Source organism: Arthrobacter sp. BE255 (genome assembly GCF_031457335.1).
Lineage (GTDB): Bacteria > Actinomycetota > Actinomycetes > Actinomycetales > Micrococcaceae > Arthrobacter.
Window position 1 is genome coordinate 87,316 of record NZ_JAVDWK010000005.1, and the last position, 22,803, is coordinate 110,118.

At 67.2% G+C, this 22,803-nt stretch carries 19 protein-coding genes; 11 read left to right on the top strand and 8 right to left on the bottom strand.

Translation table 11 applies throughout. The features are described from left to right. Positions 1-19 precede the first annotated feature (19 nt). Together J2X42_RS10795 and J2X42_RS10800 are read right to left on the bottom strand one after the other, a co-directional pair. Positions 20-943 (bottom strand): AEC family transporter, encoded by a 924-nt coding sequence (locus J2X42_RS10795; RefSeq protein ID WP_310164959.1) that lies wholly within the window; start codon positions 941-943, stop codon positions 20-22. A gap of 92 nt (positions 944-1,035) precedes the next feature. Then, positions 1,036-2,445, bottom strand: coding sequence for an aldehyde dehydrogenase family protein (locus J2X42_RS10800; protein ID WP_310164961.1), 1,410 nt, complete (start codon positions 2,443-2,445; stop codon positions 1,036-1,038). Between the two features lie 292 nt (positions 2,446-2,737). On the opposite strand from J2X42_RS10800, the gene J2X42_RS10805 reads away from it, so the two are divergent. Further along, positions 2,738-4,216 (top strand): APC family permease, encoded by a 1,479-nt coding sequence (locus tag J2X42_RS10805; protein WP_310164965.1) that lies wholly within the window; start codon positions 2,738-2,740, stop codon positions 4,214-4,216. Positions 4,217-4,315: 99 nt separating this feature from the next. Here J2X42_RS10805 and J2X42_RS10810 read toward each other — a convergent pair whose 3' ends face one another. The 3 genes from J2X42_RS10810 to J2X42_RS10820 form a co-directional block, all read right to left on the bottom strand. After that, positions 4,316-5,272: a helix-turn-helix domain-containing protein gene (locus J2X42_RS10810; RefSeq protein ID WP_310164967.1), complete on the bottom strand. Its 957-nt coding sequence runs from the start codon at positions 5,270-5,272 to the stop codon at positions 4,316-4,318. Positions 5,273-5,426: 154 nt separating this feature from the next. Continuing rightward, positions 5,427-6,524 carry an alanine racemase gene (locus J2X42_RS10815; protein WP_310164968.1) on the bottom strand — a complete coding sequence of 366 codons (1,098 nt, stop codon included), beginning with the start codon at positions 6,522-6,524 and terminating at the stop codon, positions 5,427-5,429. Then, positions 6,521-7,126, bottom strand: coding sequence for a TetR/AcrR family transcriptional regulator (locus J2X42_RS10820; protein ID WP_310165384.1), 606 nt, complete (start codon positions 7,124-7,126; stop codon positions 6,521-6,523). The genes J2X42_RS10815 and J2X42_RS10820 overlap by 4 nt, the downstream gene beginning before the upstream one ends. 123 nt (positions 7,127-7,249) lie before the next feature. On the opposite strand from J2X42_RS10820, the gene J2X42_RS10825 reads away from it, so the two are divergent. The 8 genes from J2X42_RS10825 to J2X42_RS10860 all read left to right on the top strand — a co-directional run bounded on the left by J2X42_RS10825 (position 7,250) and on the right by J2X42_RS10860 (position 16,823). Continuing rightward, complete coding sequence (locus J2X42_RS10825) at positions 7,250-9,271, top strand: primary-amine oxidase (RefSeq protein ID WP_310164970.1); 2,022 nt, start codon at positions 7,250-7,252, stop codon at positions 9,269-9,271. Positions 9,272-9,280: 9 nt separating this feature from the next. Continuing rightward, entirely contained in the window at positions 9,281-9,727 is a 447-nt protein-coding gene (locus J2X42_RS10830; RefSeq protein WP_310164972.1) for a hypothetical protein, read from the top strand. A 102-nt stretch (positions 9,728-9,829) separates the two neighbouring features. Continuing rightward, positions 9,830-11,218, top strand: a complete 1,389-nt coding sequence (glnT, locus tag J2X42_RS10835) for a type III glutamate--ammonia ligase (protein ID WP_310164973.1) — start codon at positions 9,830-9,832, stop codon at positions 11,216-11,218. 44 nt (positions 11,219-11,262) lie between these two features. Continuing rightward, positions 11,263-12,171: a glutamine amidotransferase gene (locus J2X42_RS10840; RefSeq protein WP_310164975.1), complete on the top strand. Its 909-nt coding sequence runs from the start codon at positions 11,263-11,265 to the stop codon at positions 12,169-12,171. Further along, entirely contained in the window at positions 12,159-12,893 is a 735-nt protein-coding gene (locus J2X42_RS10845; protein ID WP_310164976.1) for a protein glxC, read from the top strand. Before J2X42_RS10840 ends, J2X42_RS10845 begins: the two co-directional genes overlap by 13 nt. 9 nt (positions 12,894-12,902) lie before the next feature. After that, positions 12,903-14,261 carry an FMN-binding glutamate synthase family protein gene (locus tag J2X42_RS10850; protein WP_310164978.1) on the top strand — a complete coding sequence of 453 codons (1,359 nt, stop codon included), beginning with the start codon at positions 12,903-12,905 and terminating at the stop codon, positions 14,259-14,261. 21 nt (positions 14,262-14,282) lie between these two features. Next, positions 14,283-15,446 carry an FAD-dependent oxidoreductase gene (locus tag J2X42_RS10855; RefSeq protein WP_310164980.1) on the top strand — a complete coding sequence of 388 codons (1,164 nt, stop codon included), beginning with the start codon at positions 14,283-14,285 and terminating at the stop codon, positions 15,444-15,446. A gap of 126 nt (positions 15,447-15,572) precedes the next feature. Continuing rightward, complete coding sequence (locus tag J2X42_RS10860) at positions 15,573-16,823, top strand: allantoate amidohydrolase (RefSeq protein ID WP_310165385.1); 1,251 nt, start codon at positions 15,573-15,575, stop codon at positions 16,821-16,823. Between the two features lie 35 nt (positions 16,824-16,858). Here the strand turns inward: J2X42_RS10860 and J2X42_RS10865 are convergent, their stop codons facing one another. After that, complete coding sequence (locus J2X42_RS10865; RefSeq protein WP_310164982.1) at positions 16,859-17,419, bottom strand: dihydrofolate reductase family protein; 561 nt, start codon at positions 17,417-17,419, stop codon at positions 16,859-16,861. An 88-nt stretch (positions 17,420-17,507) separates the two neighbouring features. Between J2X42_RS10865 and J2X42_RS10870 the strand changes: the two genes are divergently transcribed. Together J2X42_RS10870 and J2X42_RS10875 are read left to right on the top strand one after the other, a co-directional pair. Then, positions 17,508-18,119 carry an XRE family transcriptional regulator gene (locus tag J2X42_RS10870; RefSeq protein WP_310164984.1) on the top strand — a complete coding sequence of 204 codons (612 nt, stop codon included), beginning with the start codon at positions 17,508-17,510 and terminating at the stop codon, positions 18,117-18,119. A gap of 286 nt (positions 18,120-18,405) precedes the next feature. Next, the gene (locus J2X42_RS10875) at positions 18,406-19,695 is read left to right on the top strand and encodes an ammonium transporter (protein ID WP_310164985.1); all 1,290 of its coding nucleotides are present in this window, start codon (positions 18,406-18,408) and stop codon (positions 19,693-19,695) included. A gap of 261 nt (positions 19,696-19,956) precedes the next feature. Here J2X42_RS10875 and J2X42_RS10880 read toward each other — a convergent pair whose 3' ends face one another. After that, a complete protein-coding gene (locus tag J2X42_RS10880) occupies positions 19,957-20,991 on the bottom strand; it encodes a glycoside hydrolase (RefSeq protein ID WP_310164987.1) in 1,035 nt (344 codons plus the stop codon). Between the two features lie 146 nt (positions 20,992-21,137). Further along, positions 21,138-22,757 carry an HNH endonuclease signature motif containing protein gene (locus J2X42_RS10885; RefSeq protein ID WP_310164989.1) on the bottom strand — a complete coding sequence of 540 codons (1,620 nt, stop codon included), beginning with the start codon at positions 22,755-22,757 and terminating at the stop codon, positions 21,138-21,140. Between the last annotated feature and the right edge of the window lie 46 nt (positions 22,758-22,803).

Consider the following 22,803-nt stretch of genomic DNA (forward strand, 5'->3'; position numbering starts at 1 on the left):
GGCCCGCCGTCGTCGGGATTCAGCCCAGAAGCCAGGCCGCCCCCAGGAGCAGCGGGACGGCCAGCGCCGACGTGATGACGGCCGTTGATTGCGCGAGGTTTTGGCCCACGCCGTAACGGACCGCGTACAGGACCACGTTCTGCCCGGTGGGAAGGATTGCGCAGGCGGTGACAACGAACGTGCTGAAGGTATCGAGGTGGAACACAAACACCGCCAGGATCCAGGCAAGGGCAGGCTGGACTCCCGATTTCAGGATGACTGCCAGCAGCGTGGGGGCACGGTCGCCGGTTCCCTGACGCGGCGAGAGGCCGTGGAGTGACATGCCAAAAATGATCAGCATCAGCGGCACGGTCAGCTGGGCCACGAGGGCCAGGGGATCCAATGCCAATGCGGGCACTTGAATCCCGGTGGCGCTGACGATGATCCCAAGAATCGCCGCCACCGTTACGGGGTTGCGGAAGGGGGTGGCGAGGATGCGCCACACGGACGTCTTTTTCCCCGCAGGGTCCGTAAGATCCAGAATGGTCAGGGCCACCGGGGTCAGGATGGCCAGCTGGAACAGCATGATCGGGGTGACGAAGGTGGCGCTGCCGAGAACGTAGAGGGACAACGGAACACCGAGGTTGGTGGAATTAACGATTCCCGTGGCCAGCGCTCCGATGGTGGTCCGCCGGACGCCCCACCGGCAGATTGCCCCGGTGATGGCGAACAGGGCCATGACGGATACCGCGGTGATCAGCGCGATCAGCCCTGTCTGGCTGAGGACTTCGGAGATGTGGCGGGTCGCGATGATGGAGAACATCAGGCTGGGCAGCCCCACCATGAAGGTGAGCGTGGAGAGCACTTTGGTCCCGTGCGGGCCGAGGGCGTTGGTCCTCGCCAGGAGGTAGCCGATGAGCAGGACCACGCCCACCACAAAGAATCCCTTTAAGACTCCGTCCAAAGCCGCTGTCCTCACTCGTGGCGCTACGTTCCCCGCGCAAGTCTTCCATGCGCGGGGAACAGGCGAGGATTGTTGCCTTGCCGGGAGGAGAACTAGCCGTTGATGGCCTGCGGGACGCCGAGGGCTTTGAGGCCTTCGACGCCGAATTCCAGGCCGTAGCCGGACTGCTTGGCGCCGCCGAAGGGGACGCGGGGGTCCACGGCGCCGTGTTTGTTGATCCAAACGGTGCCGGCTTCGAGGCGGGCGGCGACCTTGCGGGCTTCGGTGACGTTGGGGGACCAGACGGAGGCGCCGAGGCCGACGTCGAGCGCGTTGGCTTTGGCGATGGCCTCGTCCACGGTGCTGTAGCGGATGATCGGCAGGGCGGGGCCGAACTGTTCCTCGGTGACCAGCGGGTTGTTGTTGTCGATGTCGGCCACCAGGGTGGCGGGGTAGAAGTGGCCGGGCTGGTCCGTGTCAGGGTCGCCGCCGAGCAGGATCCGGGCGCCGGAATCGCGGGCTTCTTCAACCAGGCCGGCCACAATGTCGTACTGCGCCCTGTTCTGCAGCGGGCCCAGGACGTTGTTTTCGTCCAGGCCCACGCCCATCGGCATCGCGGCGGCGACTTTGGTGAGTTCTTCGCAGACGGCGTCGTAGATGTCGTCGTGGACATAGAGGCGCTTCAGGGCGGCGCAGGTCTGGCCATTGTTGATGAAGGCGCCCCAGAACAGGCCCTCGGCGATCGCGGCAGGATCGGCGTCGGGCAGGACGATGCCGGCGTCGTTGCCGCCGAGCTCCAGGGTGAGCCGCTTGATGGTGTCCGCGGAGGACCTGATGATGGCTTTTCCGGTGGTTGTGGAGCCGGTGAACATGACCTTTCCGATGGCGGGGTGTCCGGCGAGGCGTGCGCCCACGTCACGGCCGCCGGAAACGACGGTCAGCAGGCCTTCGGGGAGTTCCTCGTTGATGACCTTGACCAGGGCCAGGACGGACAGCGGGGTGTATTCGGAGGGTTTGACGACGACGGCGTTGCCCATCCGGAGGGCCGGGGCGATCTGCCAGACGGTGATCATCATCGGCCAGTTCCAGGGGCCGATGGCACCGACGACGCCGATGGGCCGGTAGTGCAGCTCGGCGTACGTTTCGCCGTCGTCCACCACCGTCTCAGGTTCCAGGGGCGTGGCGGCGGTGGCCCGCAGCCAGGCGGCGCAGGCGCCCACCTCGAACCGTGCGTTGGGGCCGTTCAGGGGTTTTCCCTGCTCGCGGGAGAGCAGCCGGGCGAGTTCCTCGGCGGAGCGTTCGACGGCGTCGGCCGCCTTGAGGAGCGCGGCGGACCGGGCGTCGTGGCCCAGTGCGGCCCAGGCCGGCTGCGCTGCAGCGGCAGTTTCGATGGCGGTTTCAAGGTCCTCGACGGTGTGGACCGGGGCTTCGCCGACAGGGGTGCCGGTGGCGGGGTCAAGGATGGTCCGGGTCTCGCCGGAGTCCGGGGTGATCGAGGCCAGCAGGGCGTCGTAGGTTTCCATGGGTTACTCCACTTCGAGTAGGCAATGCGCACCGGCCGGCGTGGCCTGAGGCTATGCCTTGAGTCTGCCCCGCTGCTTCCGGGCCGTCTTGTGTATCCGCGAACGGCGGTTGACCTGAGGCGAACAGTTGCGCCGGGGCCGCCACGGGTGGCACGTCACTGCACTCACGCACAACAACTGATCGCTATAGGACAAGGCGCAGGCCGGGTCCGCTGCCATGCTGGATTCATCGGTGCATGCCCTCGCGCAGTACCTCTTCCCCCCAACGCTCATGACCGTTAAGAAGGATCCAATGAGTATTTCGAATTCCGAGTCCCGGACCACTGAAGCCGCTCCGCGTACGGAGCACTCAACCGCCCTCCGTGCCGGCAGCATCGGCGTCATGGGCATCCTGTTCTTTGTCCTCTCCGCCCAGGCGCCCCTCACCGGGATCGTCGGCGCTTCGCCCCTCGCGGCCGCACTCGGCAACGGCGCCGGTGCCCCGGGCGCTTACCTGATTGTCGGCATTGTGATTGTGATCTTCGCGGTGGGCTTCGTCGCGATGAGCCGCAAAATCCAGGCGAACGGCGCCTTCTACGCCTACGTCACCGCCGCCTTCGGGCGAAAGGTCGGCGCAGGCGCGGCCTGGCTGGCGCTGCTGGCCTACAGCACCGTGCAGGCCGCCATGTACGGGCTGTACGGTGCAGCCTTCTCCGGCCTGTTGGCCTCCATCGGCGTCGGTATTCCGTGGTGGCTCCTGGCCCTGGTCACCATGGCCGGCGTCCAGGTGCTGGGTTCCCTGAACATCGAACTCGGCGCCCGGGTGCTTGCCTTGCTGGTGGGGCTGGAAGTAGCCGTCCTGCTGATGTTCGGCTTCACCGTCCTGTTCCGCGGCGGCGGCCCCGAAGGCCTGAGCTTCGCGGCGTCGTTTTCGCCGGAGGCCATCGCCACAGGTGCCCCCGGTGTTGCCATCATGTTCGCGGTGGCCTCCATGTTCGGCTTCGAATCCACGGCGATCTACTCCGCCGAGGCCAAGGACGCCCACAGTACGGTGGCCCGGGCAACCTATCTGTCCGTCGGCGTCATTTCGGTGTTTTTCTCCTTCATTTCGTGGATGCTGGTCAGCTACTACGGCCCGTCCCAAGTCATTGGCGCAGCCGGCGCCGCCCTGGAATCCGGGGACTCCACCGCCTTCGTGCTCACGCCCATGGTGGAGCTGTTTGGGCCCTGGGCAGGAATCACCACCGGCATCCTGCTCGTCACCTCCCTGCTCGCCGGCATCATCGCTTTCCACAACGGCATCAACCGCTACCTCCATTCGCTGGCACTCCGCGGTTCCCTGCCCGCAATCGTTGCCCGGACCAACCGGCACCGTGCGCCCGCCGCGGCCGCCTGGATCCAGACCGCCACCGCCGTCGCACTGGTGGCACCCTTTGCCGTGCTGGCGCTGGACCCCGTCCTGACCCTGTTCTCGTGGTTCAGCGGGCTGGCCGTCGCGGCACTCCTGGTGCTGTACATGCTCTGCTCCATCGCCGTCGTCGGCTTCTTCCGCCGCGAACGGGTCACCGGGCAGCTCTGGCAGACCCTCCTGGCGCCGGCGCTCGCGTCCGTGCTGCTGGCCTGGGTCCTGTACCTGGTGGTCAGCAACTTCACGTCGCTGATCGGCGGCAGTGCCGAGACCGCAGTGGCGCTGCTGGTGGCGGTCCCGGTGGTGTTCGCGGCCGGAGTGCTGGTGGAGCGTCAGGTGGAGCGCCGCCACGGGGCTGCCGCCCTGGGGCACGCTGCCAACTAAAGCGCGGCCTCCGGCAGGGACGGAGGAGCGCAGAGGCCCGGCGCGGAATCAATCCGCGCCGGGCCTCCTGCTGTTCGGTGCGACCTTCAGGAATTCTGTTCAGGCGCCGCGGCGCCAGTCGCTGGGGGAGACGCCGAAGGCGTCGCGGAAGGTGCGGCTGAAGTGCGCTGCGTCCAGGAACCCCCAGCGGGCGGCGACAGCGCCTACCGGTTTGCCGGCATGCAGCGGATCCCGCAGCTCGCGGCGTGCGCCGTCCAGCCGCTGGGACCGGATCCATGTTGCAACGGTGGTGCCGGACTCGTGGAAGACATTGTGCAGGTGCCGCGTCGAGATGAAGTGTGCCGCGGCAATGCTGGCCGGTGACAGCTGGGGGTCGGAGAGGTTGGCTTCGATGTATTCGCGCACCGACACGGCCAGGAGGGCCTGCGGCTTCATCCGGTCCGGGGCGATGTCCATTTCCGCGTGCAGCAGGGTGGATACCAGGTCCAGCGCGTTCGCAGCCAGACGTGAACCGCTGGGGCCGCTAAGCACGTCAAGGTTTTCGGAAAGCTGCCGGATGAACTGGCCCACGATCCCGCTCAGGCCCGTGCTGCCGGCCATCCGCACTGCCGCGAGCTGGCCCACGTAGTCCGTCGGCAGCGAGAGGGCGTCGCAGGGAAACATCACCACCATCATCCGCGCCTCTTCCTCGAACGCGAGGGTGTAGGGGCGGTTGGTGTCGTAGATGGCCAGGTCGCCGGGCCTCAGCAGGGCTTCGCGGTTGTCCTGGATCAGGAGCCCGGTGCCCTCCAGCTGGAGGTTGAGTTTGAAGTAGCGTTCGCTGGCCTGGGCGATCAGGGCCGGGGTGCGGTGGACCTCGTGGGAGGTGGCGGTGACTTCGACGACGGACATCCGGTCCAGCACCCGCGACCGCAGCTGCCCGCGGAAGCCGTCAACGTCCCCGGTCCGGGCGGCGAGCGGCACGAAGGACTCCGCCACGAGGTGTTTCCAGTGGTCAAACGTCAGCGCAACGCTGGATTTGAGGTTCTGGCTGGCGGGCTGGACTGCAGCTGGCATGGATGGTCCTGACGACGGATGGCCGCATAACGTGGGTTCCCCGGTAGCTGTGTCCTGGAACACAGTGCACTCAGGTTAGCGCCGGATGCCATCTTTTTTCAACAGCTGGCGAAAAAAGACTTTAGGTTGCGGGCTGCCGTCCGTCGTGGAGCGGTTACTTGTTTTTGCCCCGGGCTGCCACGGCCCAGCGGTCCACGAGAGCGCCGTTGCTGGTCACCGCGACGTCGTCCACCAGGTTGATGGCCAGGCAGACGTGGTTGGGGATCACGCGCAGCCGGTCACCGATGGGCGGCAGGGTTCGGCTGTCGGGCCACTCAACCGTGGCGTGGTGCTCCGAGAGTGCGGTGATCCGGGCGTCCGGGTGGTCGATCAGCCGGCCGAAACCGCTTGCCCAGGCGGGCCGGTCGCTGCCCAGGATCTTGCTGCCGGCGTCGATGATGAAACGGGCCGGAGCGTCCGGGAGGGTCTGGTGGTGGCTCACCACGGTGGCAGCAACCGTCAGCGCGATATCCTCCGCCGCGCACCGGCCCAGCTCCAGCTGCTGGGCGTCGCCGAAGACGTACACGCCGGGACGCACTTCCGTGGCCGCGGACCGCTCAGTCAGGAGCGCCGTGGGGGTGGAGCCTCCGCTGCGCCGGGCGGCCTCGAATCCTGCCGCCGCAAGCGATTTCGCGGCTTCCAGCAGCGCCTGCTGCTCCTGCGCGGCGGCCGCTGCCGGCATCCCCGGCGCGTAGCTGTGGCCCGGGAAGGTGAAGACCCCCGCAATCTTCAGCCCGGCGCGCGAGGCGGCTTCGGCAACAGCCGCCGCAGCGTCGGGGCCCACGCCGCTGCGGTGGTGCCCGCTGTCGATTTCGACCAGGACGCTGACGCTCCCGGCCGCCTCCCCGAGGCATGACCCGAGCTTGGTTGCCCCCGCTGCGGAGTCCACACCCACGGCGATTGTCGCCGTTGACGCCAGGCGCCGGAGCCGCTCGGCTTTTTGTGGTGACATCCAGAGGGGGTAGGCGATGAAGATGTCGTTGATGCCTGCATCGGCGAACACTTCGGCCTCGCCGATGGTTGCCACCGTCAGCCCGGCTGCCCCGGCGGCCATCTGGCGGGCGGCGATCTCGGGGATCTTGTGGGTCTTGGCGTGGGGACGGAGGGCGAGGCCCTTCTCCCTGACGGCTGCTGCCATCCGGGCGATGTTCCAATCGAGGATGTCGACGTCGATCATGATGTCCGGGGTGTCGATCCCAGCAGGGATGGTCATGGCTGGGGTTCTCCGCGGGCCAGCAGGGTGAGGTAACCCTCGAGCTGGTCGGCCAGGCCGGGATCGGCGTCAGGGCCAGCGGCCAGCGCTGCTCCGATCTGCGCGCCCAGCAGCATGTTCAGGAGCTGGCCGGCCAGGGTGGCGTCGTCGACGGCGGCGCTGACGTCGCCGGCCTTCCGGGCCTCAGCGAGGTATTGCCGGATGGAGGCAAGCCACTCTTCCATGGACTGCCGGTGGATCTCGGCCTTCTGCGGATCGTTGATGGCCTTCTGCCAGAACGGGATGACGATCCGCGCTTCGTTGACCCGTTCTTCGTCCAGGGGGAGCACCTCCAGGCAGAAGGCGCGCAGTGCCGGCAGTCCGGTTTTGCCTTCGGTGACTTTGGCGACGCGCTGGTTGGTCCGGTTGAAGACGTGCCCGAATGCGAACTCCAGCAGGGTGTCCTTGGTGGGGAAGTAGGGCTTGAGGGCCCCGTTGGCGAAGCCTGCCTCCAGTGCGATCTCGCGCATCGTGGCACCCTCGATGCCCAGCCGGGCGATGATTCGCCAGGTGGCATCCACCAGTTCCAGGCGCCGCTCGTCATGGTCAACTATTTTCGGCACCGCGGCCACTCCCCGGGAAATATTTTCGCTCAAACTCTTGTGAGCCATCTTACGGACGCTTATTCTCTACAACTATAGAAAATAAAAATTCCGACCGGCAACGGTCCCGGACAAAGGTCACCCATGACGCTTGCATCAGCTGAGACAGATACCCCGTTCCGCCTGGCGTCAGGCGACGAAATCACTGAGGTCCAGGCCATTCTCCGCGCCGCAGGACATCTCGGGGCTGAAAAGCGCATCGCCTACCTGGGCCTGCTTGACCCCGCCCGCGGCAGCACCGCCGTCGGGCATTCTGCCGCCGGGAAGTCCGACGGCGGTGCTGCCGCCGCCGGCGGGAATTCCGCCGTCGTGATTCCCGCCGAGGACCGCAGGTTCCGCATTTTCCTCCACGACATTGCGGGCGGTTCACCCACGGATGTGGTGGTTTCCGTGACCCGCCAGGAAGTGGTGTCCGCCGTCGAACTGGACACTGCCGCCACGGGTGAGCTTCCCGTGCTCGAGGAGGAATTTGAGGTGGTGGAGTCGCTGCTGGCTACGGATGAACGCTGGCTCAAGGCGCTGGCGGAGCGCGGCCTGGACGCCAGCAAAGTCCGTGTTGCCCCGCTCTCGGCCGGTGTCTTCGAATACCCCGAGGAAAAGGGCCGCCGCATCCTCCGCGGCCTGGCGTTTGTGCAGGACTTTCCGGAGGACAGCGCCTGGGCGCACCCCGTGGACGGGCTCGTGGCCTACGTGGATGTGGTCAGCAAGGAAGTCACCCGGGTCCTGGACCTCGGCGCCATGCCGATCCCCGCCGAGCACGGCAACTACACGGACCCTGAACTGACCGGGCCACTCCGCACTACGCAGAAGCCCATCAGCATCACCCAGCCGGAAGGTCCCAGTTTCACTGTCAGCGGCGGAAACCACGTGGAGTGGGAGAAATGGAGCCTCGACGTCGGCTTCGACGTCCGCGAAGGCGTGGTCCTGCACAACCTCGCGTTCCAGGACGGTGGCCGGCTGAGGCCCATCATCAACCGGGCATCCATCGCCGAAATGGTGGTCCCGTACGGTGATCCGTCGCCCATCCGGTCCTGGCAGAACTACTTCGACACCGGCGAATACCTGGTGGGCCAGTACGCCAACTCCCTGGAGCTGGGCTGCGACTGCCTCGGCGACATCACTTACCTCAGCCCTGTCATCAGCGACGCCTTCGGCAACCCGCGCGAGATCCGCAACGGCATCTGCATGCATGAGGAGGACTGGGGCATCCTCTCCAAGCACTCCGACCTCTGGACCGGCATCAACTACACCCGCCGCAACCGCCGCCTGGTGATCTCCTTCTTCACCACCATCGGCAACTACGACTACGGCTTCTACTGGTACCTCTACCTCGACGGCACCATCGAATTCGAAGCCAAAGCCACCGGTGTCGTCTTCACCAGCGCCTTCCCGGAGGGTGGCTCGGACAATATCTCCCAGCTCGCGCCCGGCCTCGGCGCACCCTTCCACCAGCACCTCTTCAGCGCCCGCCTGGACATGGCCATCGACGGCTTCACCAACCGCGTCGAGGAAGAGGACGTTGTCCGCCAGCCCATGGGCGAGGGAAATGAACGGGGCAACGCCTTCTCCCGGAAACGCACGGTGCTCACCCGGGAATCCGAAGCCGTCCGCGAGGCCGACGCCAGGGCCGGCCGGACCTGGATCATCTCCAACCCCGGGTCCCGCAACCGCCTCGGCGAGCCCGTGGGCTACAAGCTCCACTCGCAGAACCAGCCCACGCTGCTGGCCGATCCGGATTCCTCCATCGCACGCCGCGCCGCGTTTGCCACCAAGGACGTCTGGGTCACCCGCTACGCCGACGACGAGCGCTACCCCACGGGCGACTTCGTGAACCAGCACCCGGGCGGCGCGGGGCTGCCTGCCTACGTTGCGCAGGACCGGGAGATCGACGGCGAGGACATCGTGCTCTGGCACACCTTCGGCCTGACGCACTTCCCTCGCGTGGAGGACTGGCCGATCATGCCCGTGGACACCGTTGGCTTCAAGCTGCGCCCGGAGGGCTTCTTCGACCGCAGCCCGGTCCTCGACGTGCCCGCCAGCGCCAGCGGATCAGATGAAGCCGGCGGCTGCCATGGCGATGCCGGCTCCGGCAGCTGCCACAGCTAGGAAAATCCCATGACCCTGACTCGACGGGCCCGCATTGGCGGGCCCGTCCTGCATCCCCAGTTATGCGCCGCGGTGGTGGCATGTTCCAGTGCCGTGCATGTGTGGCTTGCCGTCCAAAACCAGCACGGTGCGCTGTTAAGTGTCCTCATGCTGGTACTCGCAGCGCTCTGCCTGCCGTGCGCCCTGCACATCTGGCGGCACCACCGGGTGGCAGCCCTGCGCAGGGTCATGGCCTGCGCCGTGTCCATGGCTGCCCTTCATGGCGTGCTGCTGCTCGGCGCAGGTTCCGGCGCCCACGCACATGCCGGTGCGCCGCCGTCGAGCGTTGCAGGCCCGAACATTGCGGACGCAACCGGCGCCGGCGGACTTTTGCTGGTCATCGCCCTGGAGATCGCGACGGCGCTGCTCGCCGCGACTCTCGTGGCCCGCCTCAGGTCCGCCCCCCACCCTGCGTAACGCGCATTTAACATTCCCGCACGACGCCCGTAACGGCGGTTTGGCTACTCTGGTTCAACAAGGTTTACTAGTAGCTAACACCAACCGGACAGGAATGTTTCGATGACGAGTGTCGCAACCCCTGCTGTATCCGCTTCGCCCCTTACCGACAGAATTTCCCTGGCCGACATCGCCCGTGCCCACGATGTCCGCTTCCTCCTTGCCACGTTTGTGGACATGACCGGCAAGCCCTGCGCCAAGCTGGTCCCCGTTGAGGCCGCCGACGAGCTGGAGGCCGGGGCCATGGGCTTCGCCGGCTACGCCGCGGGCCTGATCGGCCAGAAGCCGCAGGACGCGGACCTCATCGCGGTCCCCGACCTGGCCTCCTTCACCCCGGTCCCCTTCATCAAGGAGGGACTGGCCATCATCCACTGCGACCCGCACGTCAACGGCCAGCCCTGGCCCTACGCGCCTCGGGTCATCTTGAAGAACACCCTGGCCCGCCTCGCGGACCAGGGCATGCAGGCCAAGATCGGTGCCGAGGTTGAGTACTTCCTGGTCAACAGGAACGACGACGGGACGCTGAGCACCGCCGACGCGCGCGACGATTCGCCCCGCCCCTGCTACGACGCCCGCGGCGTCACCCGGATGTACGACCACCTGACCTCCATCTCCGAGGCGATGAACGGCCTGGGCTGGGGCAACTACGCCAACGACCACGAGGACGCGGCCGGGCAGTTTGAGCAGAACTTCAACTACGCCGACGCGCTTACCACCGCGGACAGGGTGGTCACCCTCCGCTACATCCTCAACATCCTGGCCGAGCAGCGCGGCATGACCGCCACGTTCATGCCCAAGCCCTTCACCGACCGGACGGGCACGGGCCTGCACTTCCACCTCTCGCTGTGGTCCGGCGCAGAGGCACTGTTCCCGGGGGATGACAGTGGGGATGAGGGAGGAGCGGACGACGGCGGCCGCGGCCTTGGGCTGTCCGGGCTCGCTTATTCGTTCATCGCCGGAATCCTGGAGCACGCGCCTGCGCTGCAGGCCTTCCTCGCCCCGACGGTGAATTCGTACAAGCGCTCGGGTGCCACCACCAGCTCCTCCGGCGCCACCTGGTCGCCGCGGAAGGCGTCCTTCGGCGGGAATGACCGCACGCACATGATCCGCGTCCCGGACAACAAACGGATCGAACTCCGCTCCGGCGACGGCTCGGCGAACCCTTACCTGGCCATTGCCACGGCGATCGCGGCCGGGCTGGACGGCGTGGAAAAGGCCGCCGATCCCGGTCTGCCGTCCGGCCCCGGCGAGTCCAAGCCCGATGCCCACCTGCTGCCGGCCACGCTGCTGCATGCCGTTGAGGCCCTGCGCCGGGATCCGGTGATCCTGGCCAGCCTCAGCGGCGACGCCGAGATCGGCAGGTACTACGCGGACGCCAAGGAAGAGGAGTTCCTGAGCTGGCACAACCAGGTCAGCGACTGGGAAATCCGCACGTATTTGACGTCCATCTAGCCCGTCTTCGAACTGAGAACCCCCTAGCAAGTAAAGGACACACCATGTGTGGAATTGCCGCGCTGCAGCTGCGCAACCCCCTGCTGCACCCCCGGATGGGCAGCCTCCTGTCCTCCATGATGTGCCAGATCGTGGACCGCGGCCCGGACTCCGCCGGCCTGGCCGTCTACAACACGCCCGGCCTGGTCTCGGAAGGGACCTCCACCCTGAGCCTGCTCGGCAAGGACCAGGGCCTGCCCGTCGCGGAGATCCAGCTCGCCATCGCCGGCATGCTCCCGTCCGACGCCGCCGCCACAGTCCGGGTGGTGGGGGACACCACCTTGGTGAGTGCCGCCGTCGGGACCGACCTGCTGGTGAAGGTTGTCAGCGAAACCCTCCCCGCCGCCACCATCATCGGCCGCGGCGGGCACGTGGCGGTGATGAAGAGCGTTGGCCATCCCATGGAGATCGCGGCCGAACACGGGCTGGAGGCCATGGGCGGCAGCCAGGGCCTGTCCCACACCCGGATGGCCACCGAGTCCGCGGTGACAGCGGGCGGTTCGCACCCCTTCTCCGTGGCGGATGACCTGTGCCTGGTGCACAACGGATCGTTCTCCAACCACGCCACCATCCGGCGGGGCCTGCTGCGCGACGGCGTGGTGTTCGACTCCGACAACGACACCGAGGTGGGTGCCCGCTACGTCGCCTCCCGACTGCAGCAGGGCGACACCCTCGAGGAGGCCCTGGTGAACCTCGGCAAGGTCTTCGACGGCTTCTACACCCTGGTGGTCACCACCGCGGACAGCATGGCCGTGGTCCGGGACCCGATCGCCTGCAAGCCGGCCATCATCGCCGAAACCGCCGACTACGTGGCCATGGCCTCCGAATACCGCGCCCTGGCAGCCCTGCCCGGGATTGAAAACGCCCGCATCTTTGAACCGGAACCCGGAAAGGTCTACACATGGTCACTCTGACAGCCCCCGAAAGCACGGAAACAACCCTGCCAACCGTCAGCCTGGACACCTTCAGCGTTGACCTCGCCGACGCTCCGGTCAGGGACCTCAACCAGGCCCTCCACGATGCAGTCGATGGCCAGTCCTGGACCGTCACCAGCCCCGGCGGCAAGCACAGCCTCGCCGTCGGCATCACCGCGGACGTCACGGTGACCGTCGAAGGCCACGCCGGCTACTACGCCGCCGGGATGCACCAAAAAGGCGACGTGACCATTAACGGCAATGCCGGCGTCGGACTCGCCGAGAACATCATGTCCGGCCGCGTGCACGTAAAGGGTGACGCGTCCCAGTCCGCGGCCGCCACCGGCCACGGCGGCCTGGTGGTCATCGACGGGAACGCCGGCGCACGCTGCGGCATCTCGATGAAGGGCGTGGACATCGTGGTGGGCGGCAACATCGGCCACATGTCCGCGTTCATGGCGCAGGCCGGCCGCCTGGTGGTCTGCGGCGACGCCGGCGAGGCCCTGGGCGACTCCATCTACGAGGCCCGGCTCTACGTCAAAGGCACCGTGGCCTCACTCGGCGCTGACTGCATCGAAAAGCCCCTGAAGGCCGAACACCTGGCCGAACTCGCCGAGCTGCTGGCAGCAGCCGGCCGCACCGACAACCCCGCCGACTTCAAGCGCTACGGCTCAGCCCGGAACCTCTACCACTTCCACGTCGACAACTCGACGTCGTACTAGGAGCCTCCCATGACCATCACCTCCGAACCCATCCACACCCTGGACCGCCCCCAGGACATCGCTGCGCTCGGCCTGCGCGAATCGGCAACCTTCGACCGGGCCACCATCGCCGACATCCAGCGCGCCGCCTCCACGGGCGTGTACGACATCCGCGGCTGGGGCGCCAAACGCCAGCTCCCGCACTTTGACGACCTGCTGTTCCTCGGCGCCTCCATGTCCCGCTACCCGCTGGAGGGCTACCGCGAAAAGTGCGATACCGACGTCGTCCTCGGCGACCGGCACGCAAGCAATCCGCTGCACCTGCAGACCCCGGTGACCATCGCCGGCATGAGCTTCGGCGCACTCTCTGCCAACGCCAAGGAGGCGCTGGGCCGTGGCGCGTCCGAGGTGGGGACCTCCACCACCACGGGCGACGGCGGCATGACGCCCGAGGAGCGCGGCCAGTCCAAGCACCTCGTGTACCAGTACCTCCCCTCCCGGTACGGCATGAACCCGGACGACCTGCGCAAGGCCGACGCGATCGAGATCGTGCTCGGCCAGGGCGCCAAGCCGGGCGGCGGCGGCATGCTGCTGGGCCAGAAAATTACCGAACGCGTCGCCGGAATGCGCACCCTGCCCGTCGGGATCGACCAGCGCTCCGCCAGCCGGCACCCGGACTGGACCGGCCCGGACGACCTGGAAATCAAGATCGGCGAACTGCGCGAAATCACCGACTGGAAGACCCCCATCTACGTCAAGATCGGCGCCTCCCGGCCGTACTACGACACGGCCCTCGCGGTGAAGTCCGGCGCCGACGTGGTGGTGGTGGACGGCATGCAGGGCGGCACCGCCGCGACCCAGCAGGTCTTCATCGAAAACGTCGGCATCCCCACCCTCGCCGCCATACCGCAGGCCGTCCAGGCACTCCAGGAACTCGGCGTCCACCGCAAAGTCCAGCTCATCGTCTCTGGGGGCATCCGCACCGGCGCCGACGTCGCCAAGGCCATGGCCCTCGGAGCGGACGCCGTGGCCATCGGCACCGCTGCCCTGATCGCCCTGGGCGACAACGATCCCCGCTATGCCGCAGAATACGCAGCGCTGGGTTCCGCCGCCGGGTTCTACGACGATTTCCAGGACGGCCGCGACCCCGCCGGCATCACCACCCAGGACCCGGAACTCTCCTCCCGGCTGGACCCGGTGGCCGCCGGCAAGCGGCTCGCCAACTACCTGCGCGTCCTCACCATGGAAGCCCAGACCATCGCCCGGGCCTGCGGCAAGTCGCACCTGCACAACCTGGAACCCGAGGACCTTGTGGCGCTGACCATCGAAGCCTCGGCCATGGCCCGCGTTCCCCTGGCCGGCACCAGCTGGATCCCCGGCGCCAAGTAAGCACCGGAACAGGAGCCCACGATGACCGATTCCTCCGACTACGTGGTGGTGGGCGCCGGCCTGGCCGGTGCCGCCACGGCGTGGCAGCTCGCGGCCCGCGGCCACCAGGTCACCATCCTGGAACGCAACGTCCCGGCCAGCCACGACGCCAGCTCGCACGGGTCCGCCCGGATCTTCCGCTACGCTTACCCGGACCCCTTCTACACGCACGCGGTGCAGGAGTCCAAGGGGCTGTGGGACATCCTTGCGTTGAACAGCGGCTTGCAGCTAATCACCCCGGCGGGTGCGGCGGACTTCGGCTCCGAACGAAATCCGCGGCTGCTGGCCGCCGTGCTGGCCGGGGCGGGGATTGAGCACGAGCTGCTCAGTGCGGCCGAGGCCTCGGCGCGATGGCCGCAGATCGCCTTCGACACGGAAGTGCTCTGGCACCCGGACGCAGGAGTGATCGACGCCGAAACGGCCGTCAACGCCATGGTGGAGCAGGCGGTCGGACACGGCGCCCGGCTCCTGACGGGATGGTCCCTGCAACGGCTGGACAGGCCCGCCGCCGGCTACCGGCTTCGCTCGGCTGCGGGGGAAACGTTCGACGCCGGCAATGTGGTCATCGGCGCGGGCGGCTGGCTGCCCGGGCTGCTGGGGGAGTTGTCCCTTCCGCAGGGCTTCCTGGCCGGCCTCCCCGAAATCACGGTGCGGCAGGAGCAGGCGTTCCACTTCCGCTACAAGGAAGGCGACGGCGGCGCCGGCGTTGTTCCCGGCGCATCCTGGCCGACGTTCATCCACAAACGGGCCGACATCCAGGTCTATGGCCTGCCCGGTGGGAGGGACGCCGGTTTTGCCGGGCAGAAGGTGGCCGAGTACAACGGCGGCCGCTTCCTTCCCAGCGCCGCAGCGCAGACCGGGGAAGTGGACCCCGTCAACCGGAGCCGGGTGGTGGACTACGTCCGGCGCTTCCTGCCCGGCCTGGACCCCGATCCGTACGCCGAGACCACCTGCCTGTTCACCAACACGCCCAACGAGGACTTCATCATCGACCGGGTGCACAACCTCACCATTCTCTCGCCCTGCTCGGGGCACGGCGCAAAGTTCGCGCCGCTGACCGGCCGGTGGGCGGCGGACCTGGCTACCGGAGCGGCCAACATTCCGCTGCGTTTCAGGACCGCGACGGCGGCAGTCAGCGGCCGCTGACCGCGAACCAACTACTCCATCCATCTCGAGAAACGGAACCCCGTGACTGCCACCAGCCCTTCCACCGTCCGGCCGACCCAGACGGAACCACCGCAGCCGGCCGCGGCGCATCCTTCAGCACCGCAGCTGCCATCGGCTGAGCCGCCCGCCGCCACGGTGAGCGGCCTGCTCAGGGACATTGCCGACGTCGGCCGCGACAGGACGCGGGGAGGCTACTCGCGGCCGGTGTTCTCCACTGCCGAGACGGAGCTGCGGAGCTGGTTCATTGCGGAGGCCGGGCGCCGCGGGCTGGATGTCCACACGGACCAGAACGGCATCATCTGGGCGTGGTGGGATACCGCGACAGGTACGCGGCGGAACGCCGTGGTCACCGGCAGCCACCTCGATTCGGTCCCGGGCGGCGGTGAGTATGACGGTCCGTTGGGGGTCGCCTCGGCCCTGGTCGCCGTCGACCTCCTCAAGGCCCGCGGCCTCCGTCCGCGCCGACCCCTGGCCATCGCCGTGTTCCCCGAGGAGGAAGGGTCGCGGTTTGGCGTGGCCTGCCTGGGGTCGCGGCTGCTGACCGGCGAACTCGATCCGGACAAGGCCCGCCGGCTCAAGGATCCCGACGGGAACACGTACGCGGACGTAGCCGCCGCCAGCGGCCAGGATCCGCGGCTTATTGGAGCCGACTACATGGCGCTGCAGCAGCTGGGCGTGTTTGTGGAGCTGCACGTTGAACAGGGGAGGGGCCTGGTGGACCTCAACCAGCCGGTGGCCATCGGGTCATCGATCCTGGGCCACGGCCGGTGGAAACTGACGCTCACCGGTGAGGGCAACCACGCGGGCACCACCCTCATGAAGGACCGGAAGGACCCCATGATCGCCGCCGCCAAGGTCATGGTGGGCATCCGCGACACCGCCCGGAAGTACCGTGATGCACGGGCCACCGTGGGGCGGATCCAGCCCGTCCCCGGCGGAACCAACGTCATCGCCTCCCGGGTGGACCTGTGGATCGACGTGCGGCACCCGGACGACTCCGTCACCGCGGCGCTGGTGGAAGCGATCGGGCTCAACGCCCAGGTCATGGCGGCCGAGGAGGGCTGCACCTCCAGCCTCAGCATGGAGTCCCTCAGCCCGACGGTGCGCTTCGATGCCGGGCTGCGGGACCAGCTTCGGGGGTTCCTTCCCAACGCGCCCGTGCTGGACACGGGGGCAGGGCACGACGCCGGGGTCCTGAGTTCGCAGATCCCCACGGCGATGCTGTTCATCCGCAACCCCACGGGCGTTTCGCATTCTCCCGATGAGCTGGTTGAGGACTGGGACGCCGAGGCAGGCGCCGTAGCGCTCGCGGACTCGCTGGCTGGGCTCATGGGCGAGGCCCGCGCCATAGGATAGGCGCGGCTTTATTTCCGTTCGCCTGAGTGGCTGCCTTAGTTCCGGACGCGGTACGTCATCAGCACGCAGCCGCCGTCGATGGCGCGTGACTCGGTCAGCTCGAGGGCTATACGGCGTGATTGGGGCCTGAAGAACGGGACGCCGGAGCCCAGCAGGACAGGATGAACGTTGAGGCTGACCACATCGATGGCGCCGGCTTCGAAGAGCGACGTCGCGAGCTCACCGCCGCCCATCAGGAAGATTCCCTTTCCTGGCTGCTGCTTCAGCCGGTTCACGAACCCGCCGCCGTCGGAGGTAACAAGCTCGACCCCGTCCGGCGCCTCGGGCAGCGTGCGGGAGAAGAGGTACGTGGTCACCGGAGGAATTCCGCTGAGGTCCGCGGCGGTCCCGTCGCCTGAGGACTCCTCGGCGCTGAAATCCTGCCCCGCCGAGAACTCCCACGTCTTCCGGCCCATCAGGACGGCATCCACGGTGGACCAGAATTGGCCCATGAGTTCTTCCACGTCAGGGCTGAAATAGAGCCAGTCGAAGGAGCCGTCGCTGCCGGCGATGTACCCGTCCAGGCTGCACGCGGCGCTGTAGGTCACGGTACGCATCGAAAGTTCCCTTCACCCCATGCCCTGTAAAAAACACTAGGCAGTGTGCTGTGTTTTGGCTATGGCGGTGCCACTTATGATGGCTCCTATGACCAATCACGCCGCGGAGGAAACCGAAGCCGCGCCCACCGCGGCCGTCCCAGGAAAACTGGAGCAGGTCATCGCCACGCAGGTCCGGCACTACCGCACGGCCAACGGCTTGTCCTCGGCGGAGCTCGCTGCCCGGACGGGCCTGTCCAAAGCGATGATCTCCAGGATCGAAACGGCAACCACCTCGTGCTCCCTGACCACGCTGCAGCGGCTCGCCGATGGCCTGAAGATACCCGTGACCGCGCTGTTCCGCGGTGCGGACACGGACCGTGATGCCACATTCACCAAGAACGGCCAGGGCAGCCTGACCGTCCGCAGCGGCACGCAGCACGGCCACGAGTACCGCGTTCTGGGCACGCTTAAGGGCCGGACCGATGCCCTGGAGCCAACCCTGGTCACGCTCACCGATGCCTCCGATGTTTTTCCGCTGTTCCAGCACCCGGGCACGGAGTTCATCTACATGCTGGCGGGGAAGATGGTTTACGGGCACGGCGCCTACGAGTACACCATGGAAGCCGGGGACTCCCTCCTGCTGGACGGCGAGGGCCCGCACGGACCGCTGGAGCTGCTGGACCTGCCCATCAAGTTTTTGGCCATCTCCGCCAAGTAACTGCGCAGTCTGGTCCTGCCACGCTGACCTTCCCGCAAATCCGGCGTACGTCCCGGCGATTCCCTATCGCCAAAGTTCGCTGGAGGGACGTGTGAAACTGGCGTGTCCGTGAGTGAAACGTCGATTTAACCAGCCGGAAACCCACCGCGGAACTGCCGCCATACAGTTGGAACCAGACGGCAATAGCTGCCCTCCGATGAACGTGGTACTGATTCCGCGTCCCTTCTCCGGAGCGGCTCTGACCGGCAATTTCCGTTCTCTCTTCGCATCACGAAAGGGGTTTCCCATGGATTCGGGAAATGTCGCTTGGATTCTGGCCAGCTCTGCGCTGGTCTGTATGATGATCCCCGCCCTGGCCCTGTTTTACGGGGGCATGGTGGGGTCTCGTCGCATTCTCAACATGATGATGATGTGCTTTGGCGGCGCGAGCCTGGTGGCAGTGCTCTGGGCGCTCTTCGGCTACTCCATGGCCTTCGGAAATTCCGTGGGCGGCCTGGGACTCATCGGGGACATTACGGAATTCCCCGGCATGGGGCAGCTGCTCGCCGCAGATGAGGCAGCATCCATTCCGGTGATTCTCTTCGCAGCATTCCAGCTGTTCTTCGCCTGCGTCACCACAGCCCTGGTTGCGGGAGCGGCAGCCGGACGCATGAAGTTCGGCGCCTGGATGCTGTTTGCCGGAATCTGGGCAACCATCGTCTACTTCCCGATCGCACACTGGGTGTTCGCCTTCTCCTCGGCCGACGGCAGCGTTACCGGCGGCTGGATCGCGAGCGGCATCAAGGCAATCGACTTCGCCGGTGGAACCGCCGTCCACATGAACGCCGGTGCCGCCGCCCTGGCCCTGGCGCTTGTCCTGGGCAAGAGTTCCGGCTGGCCCAAGATGGAGCACACCAAGCCGCACAGTCGGCCGCTGGTGCTCGTTGGTGCTGGACTGCTCTGGGTGGGCTGGTTCGGCTTCAACGCAGGTTCCGCACTCTCCGCCGGCCAGTCCGCCTCCGTTGTTTTCCTGAACACGGCAGTGGCAGCGTCAGCCGGGCTCCTCGCCTGGGCACTGGTTGAGCGGCTCCGCCACGGCGCGGCCACCAGCATGGGCGCAGCGTCCGGCCTGATCTCGGCCCTCGTTGCCATCACGCCCGCCTGTGGCGCGGTCAGCCCGCTCGGCGCCCTGGCCATCGGTGCCATCGCCGGTGCCGTATGCTCCCTCGCCATCGAACTGAAGTTCCGCCTTGGCTACGACGATTCACTCGACGTCGTCGGCGTCCACCTCGTGGGTGGCATCCTCGGAACCCTGCTGATCGGCCTGTTCGCCACCGACGCAGCTCCGAACGGAGTGAGCGGCCTCTTCTATGGCGGCGGCGTTGAACTGCTGGGCGTCCAGGCCCTGGCCACTGTCACGGTCCTGGTGTACTCGTTCGGTGTCACCTGGATCCTGGCGAAGATCCTTGACCGGATCATTGGCCTGCGGATCAAGCCTGAAGACGAACTCCGCGGCATCGATATTGCAGCCCACTCGGAGCTTGCCTACCTCACCGACGAAGACCCTGTGGAACTCGGTTCGCCGCAGCGCGTGTGATCCCCACTTAGGTGGTCTCCAGCGGGACCTGATATCCAACAGGCCCCAATCCAACAGCCCTTTAATTCCCTGAATGGGGCCCGGGTGGTGCCATCTGGCACCGCCCGGGGAACGAGTCCGGCGCAGGGCCGAACAGCGGACCGGTGTCAGCATCAGCTGGCTTATAGTTCCGCAGTTCGGCCCTTTGTCGTGCCGAGGTGCCGGGGTGCCGGGGTGGCGGGCCAGGGTGACGTGCGTGCGCCGGGGCGTGTTGTTTCCGTGTCAGACGTTGGTGCAAACCAGGTTGCCGTCGCGGACTTCCAATACAGCGGCCCGGACGTGGCTGAGATGGGTTTTGGGGTCTGCCGCCATGCCGTCGATGTCAGCACCGTTCCAGTGAGGATGCGTGAAGTACACGATCAAAGCGCGCTCCTTGCCATCGGCCGATGCTTCCAGCGGCACGACGTCCGCGTGCCGGCCCACTACGGGACCGCCGTCGGCCGTTCCAGGAGCCGTCAGGATGAGGCCGTCAAGGTCTTCCTGCCGCGTCCAGCCTCCCGCGGCGTCCTCCGACCGGTAGATGGCCTGGCCCCGCCACTCGTCCACGATCATCCAGAACTGACCCTCAAGTTTGAAGACTTTGGGCCCTTCGTGGGGCCGTCCGGGAATGGTCAGCCCTTCAAGAACCCACGACGACGGATCCGCCGGGGTGCCGCTCACGGCACTGTAGGTGTTGGATCCGCGGGCCTCGTCCTTGTACCAGAGCCGGTACTGGCCGTCGCCGCACAGGGCCACCGCCGCGTCGATGACGCGCGGGGAGTCCAGGTCGATGGCACCGAGGTACTCCCAGGTGACGAGGTCCCGGCTGGCGAGCTGGACGATGGCGGCGTTGCCGTTCCAGTCGGTCCGGACGCCGCCAAGGACGGTCAGGTACATGATCCAGTGGTCGCCGATCCGGACGACGTCGGGCGCCCAGAGTGTGGCGGGCAGTTCAGTTCCCGGCGGGACCAGTCCGTCCAGGGTGCCTTGATAGGCCCAGTTAAGTCCGCCGTCGGAAGAACGGGCCACCCCGATTGCCGTGCCGTGGACCCATTCGACGCCGGACAGGCCGGCTTCCGTTGCCCGGCGCTGGGTGTAGAAGAGCACCCAATCGCCGGTCAGGTGGTCCGGCACCAGGATGGGGTCTGTGGGGCCGTCCCAGACCGGATCCCGGTAGGGGGTTTTGAACGAGTCAGGGCTGAGCGGGGCGATTCTGGATGCTGACGACTCACGGTCTGAACCGGGGGCAGAACCCGTGGCAGCGGATTGCGGGTGCATGGGAAATCTCCAAGGAGGCTTAGTCAGATTTCCGTACAGCATATGCGGGAAAGTGCTTTCCCGCACGTGTGGTCTTCTGCCCCCGACGTGTCTTGTATCGGGGCGTCATCGTGTGGCGGGCCGTCGGGCATGGCGGCACCAGGATCCTAGCGCTTGAGCTCTTCCAGGATCTTGAGCTCGTCCAGGATTTGGGTTGGCCATTGTGGTGGTTCCCAGTCGGGGTGTTCGCTCGCGTAGTGGCGGCCGGTGGGTGAGGTCCAGCCGGGTGGTTGGTCTTTGCCGGCTTCGGTGGGTGTCCAGGCTGTGGTGTGTTTAAGCCTATGGTGTTTGCGGCACAGTGACTCAAGGTTGGTGATGCCGGTGGTGCCGCCGTGGGCCCAGGCGAGGAGGTGGTCGGCTTCGTTGTCCAGGGACTGGTTGCTGCAGCCGGGGAACGAACATTTCCCGTCCCGGAGCCGCAGCCACTGGCGCATCGCCGGTGGGATCCGGTAGCTTTCCCGTCCGATTTCCAGCGGCGCCCCATCCCGCGGATCAAGCAGGACACGGCGGAACGAGGATGCCCCGTCCGCGACCAGCGTCCGCGCCATCGAGGCGGGGATGGGCCCGTAGCCGTCGAGATCGGCCGGTTCGTCCGTGAGGCCCATCAGGGCAAAGACCGGCACCGTCACCAGAACCTGCGCCGCCGGAAACGGAACACGGCCCGCATCGACCCCGTCCGTGGCCGGAACCCGGCCAGCCAGGACATCGCTGCCGGTACCCCCGTCCGTGGCCGGAACGCCACCAGCCACACCATCATTGCTGGTGCTGGTGCTGGTGCTGGTGCTGGTGCTGGTGCTGGTGCTGGTGCTGGTGCTGGTGGCCGGAACGCCACCAGCCACGCCATCAGCGTCGGAACTGGCGGCCGCGGCGTCTGTGCTGCCGTCCGTTGGGCTGCTGGTGGTGAAGCCGGCGCTGAGGAGCAATTTGGCGGCGACGTCGGCGCGGAGCTGGGTCATGGTCCGGCCCTCGGCAGGGCCCTGCAGGGCCCGTGCTGTGGCGGTGACGCCGTTCCAGATCCCGGCAGCCTGAGCCGCGGGCAGGTACGCGGAGAGCCACGCCATCCCGTCCCGGTCCGGGACGTACTCCAGCCGCCGGTCCAGGACACACTTGGCATGGCGTTTTTCGATGCTGACCGGGTGGTGCCGTTCCCGCCACGTCCTGGCCTTCTGCCGGAACCGCGACGGGACCAGCTCACCGGCCGGACAGCCTTGAGCGGGGTCGGGTGCGTCCGGGTCCAGGAAACGAGCCTCCAAAGCCGCGGCACCGGCCGGGTCCAGGCTGCCGGCCTCGTCGACCATGACCCGTGCGTGCTGGAACGACATCGACCCCTCATCCAACGCGGCGAGGGTCAGCGGCAGCGTGGTGGTGAGTTGATGGGATTCGGCCAGGAGTGCTGATGCGCTCCGTTCGCTCACCGTCAGTGCACAGGCGACCTCAGCGACGACGCCCATCTCCCGGGCCAGGCGCTGATGCGGCTGCTCCTCCGGAGCGGACATGGCCCGGGTTACGTTGGCAAACCCCGCGGTGAAACGCACCTTCCTGGCGGCCAGCATGGCCTCCAGCCGGGCCGTCACTTCAAGACCTTCCAGGCACGCATCCGCCTGGTCACGCAGCGGGTCCTGGCCGGTGCACTCAGAGCGGCCCTCACTGCGGGCCGCCAACACCGCAAGCGCAGCCATGGAAGCCATCATGGCCTCCATCGACTCCACTGCTGCTCCGCTTCCCATACCCCCATCATCCTGCGAGGCACCCACAAAAACCGCGAAGCAAATG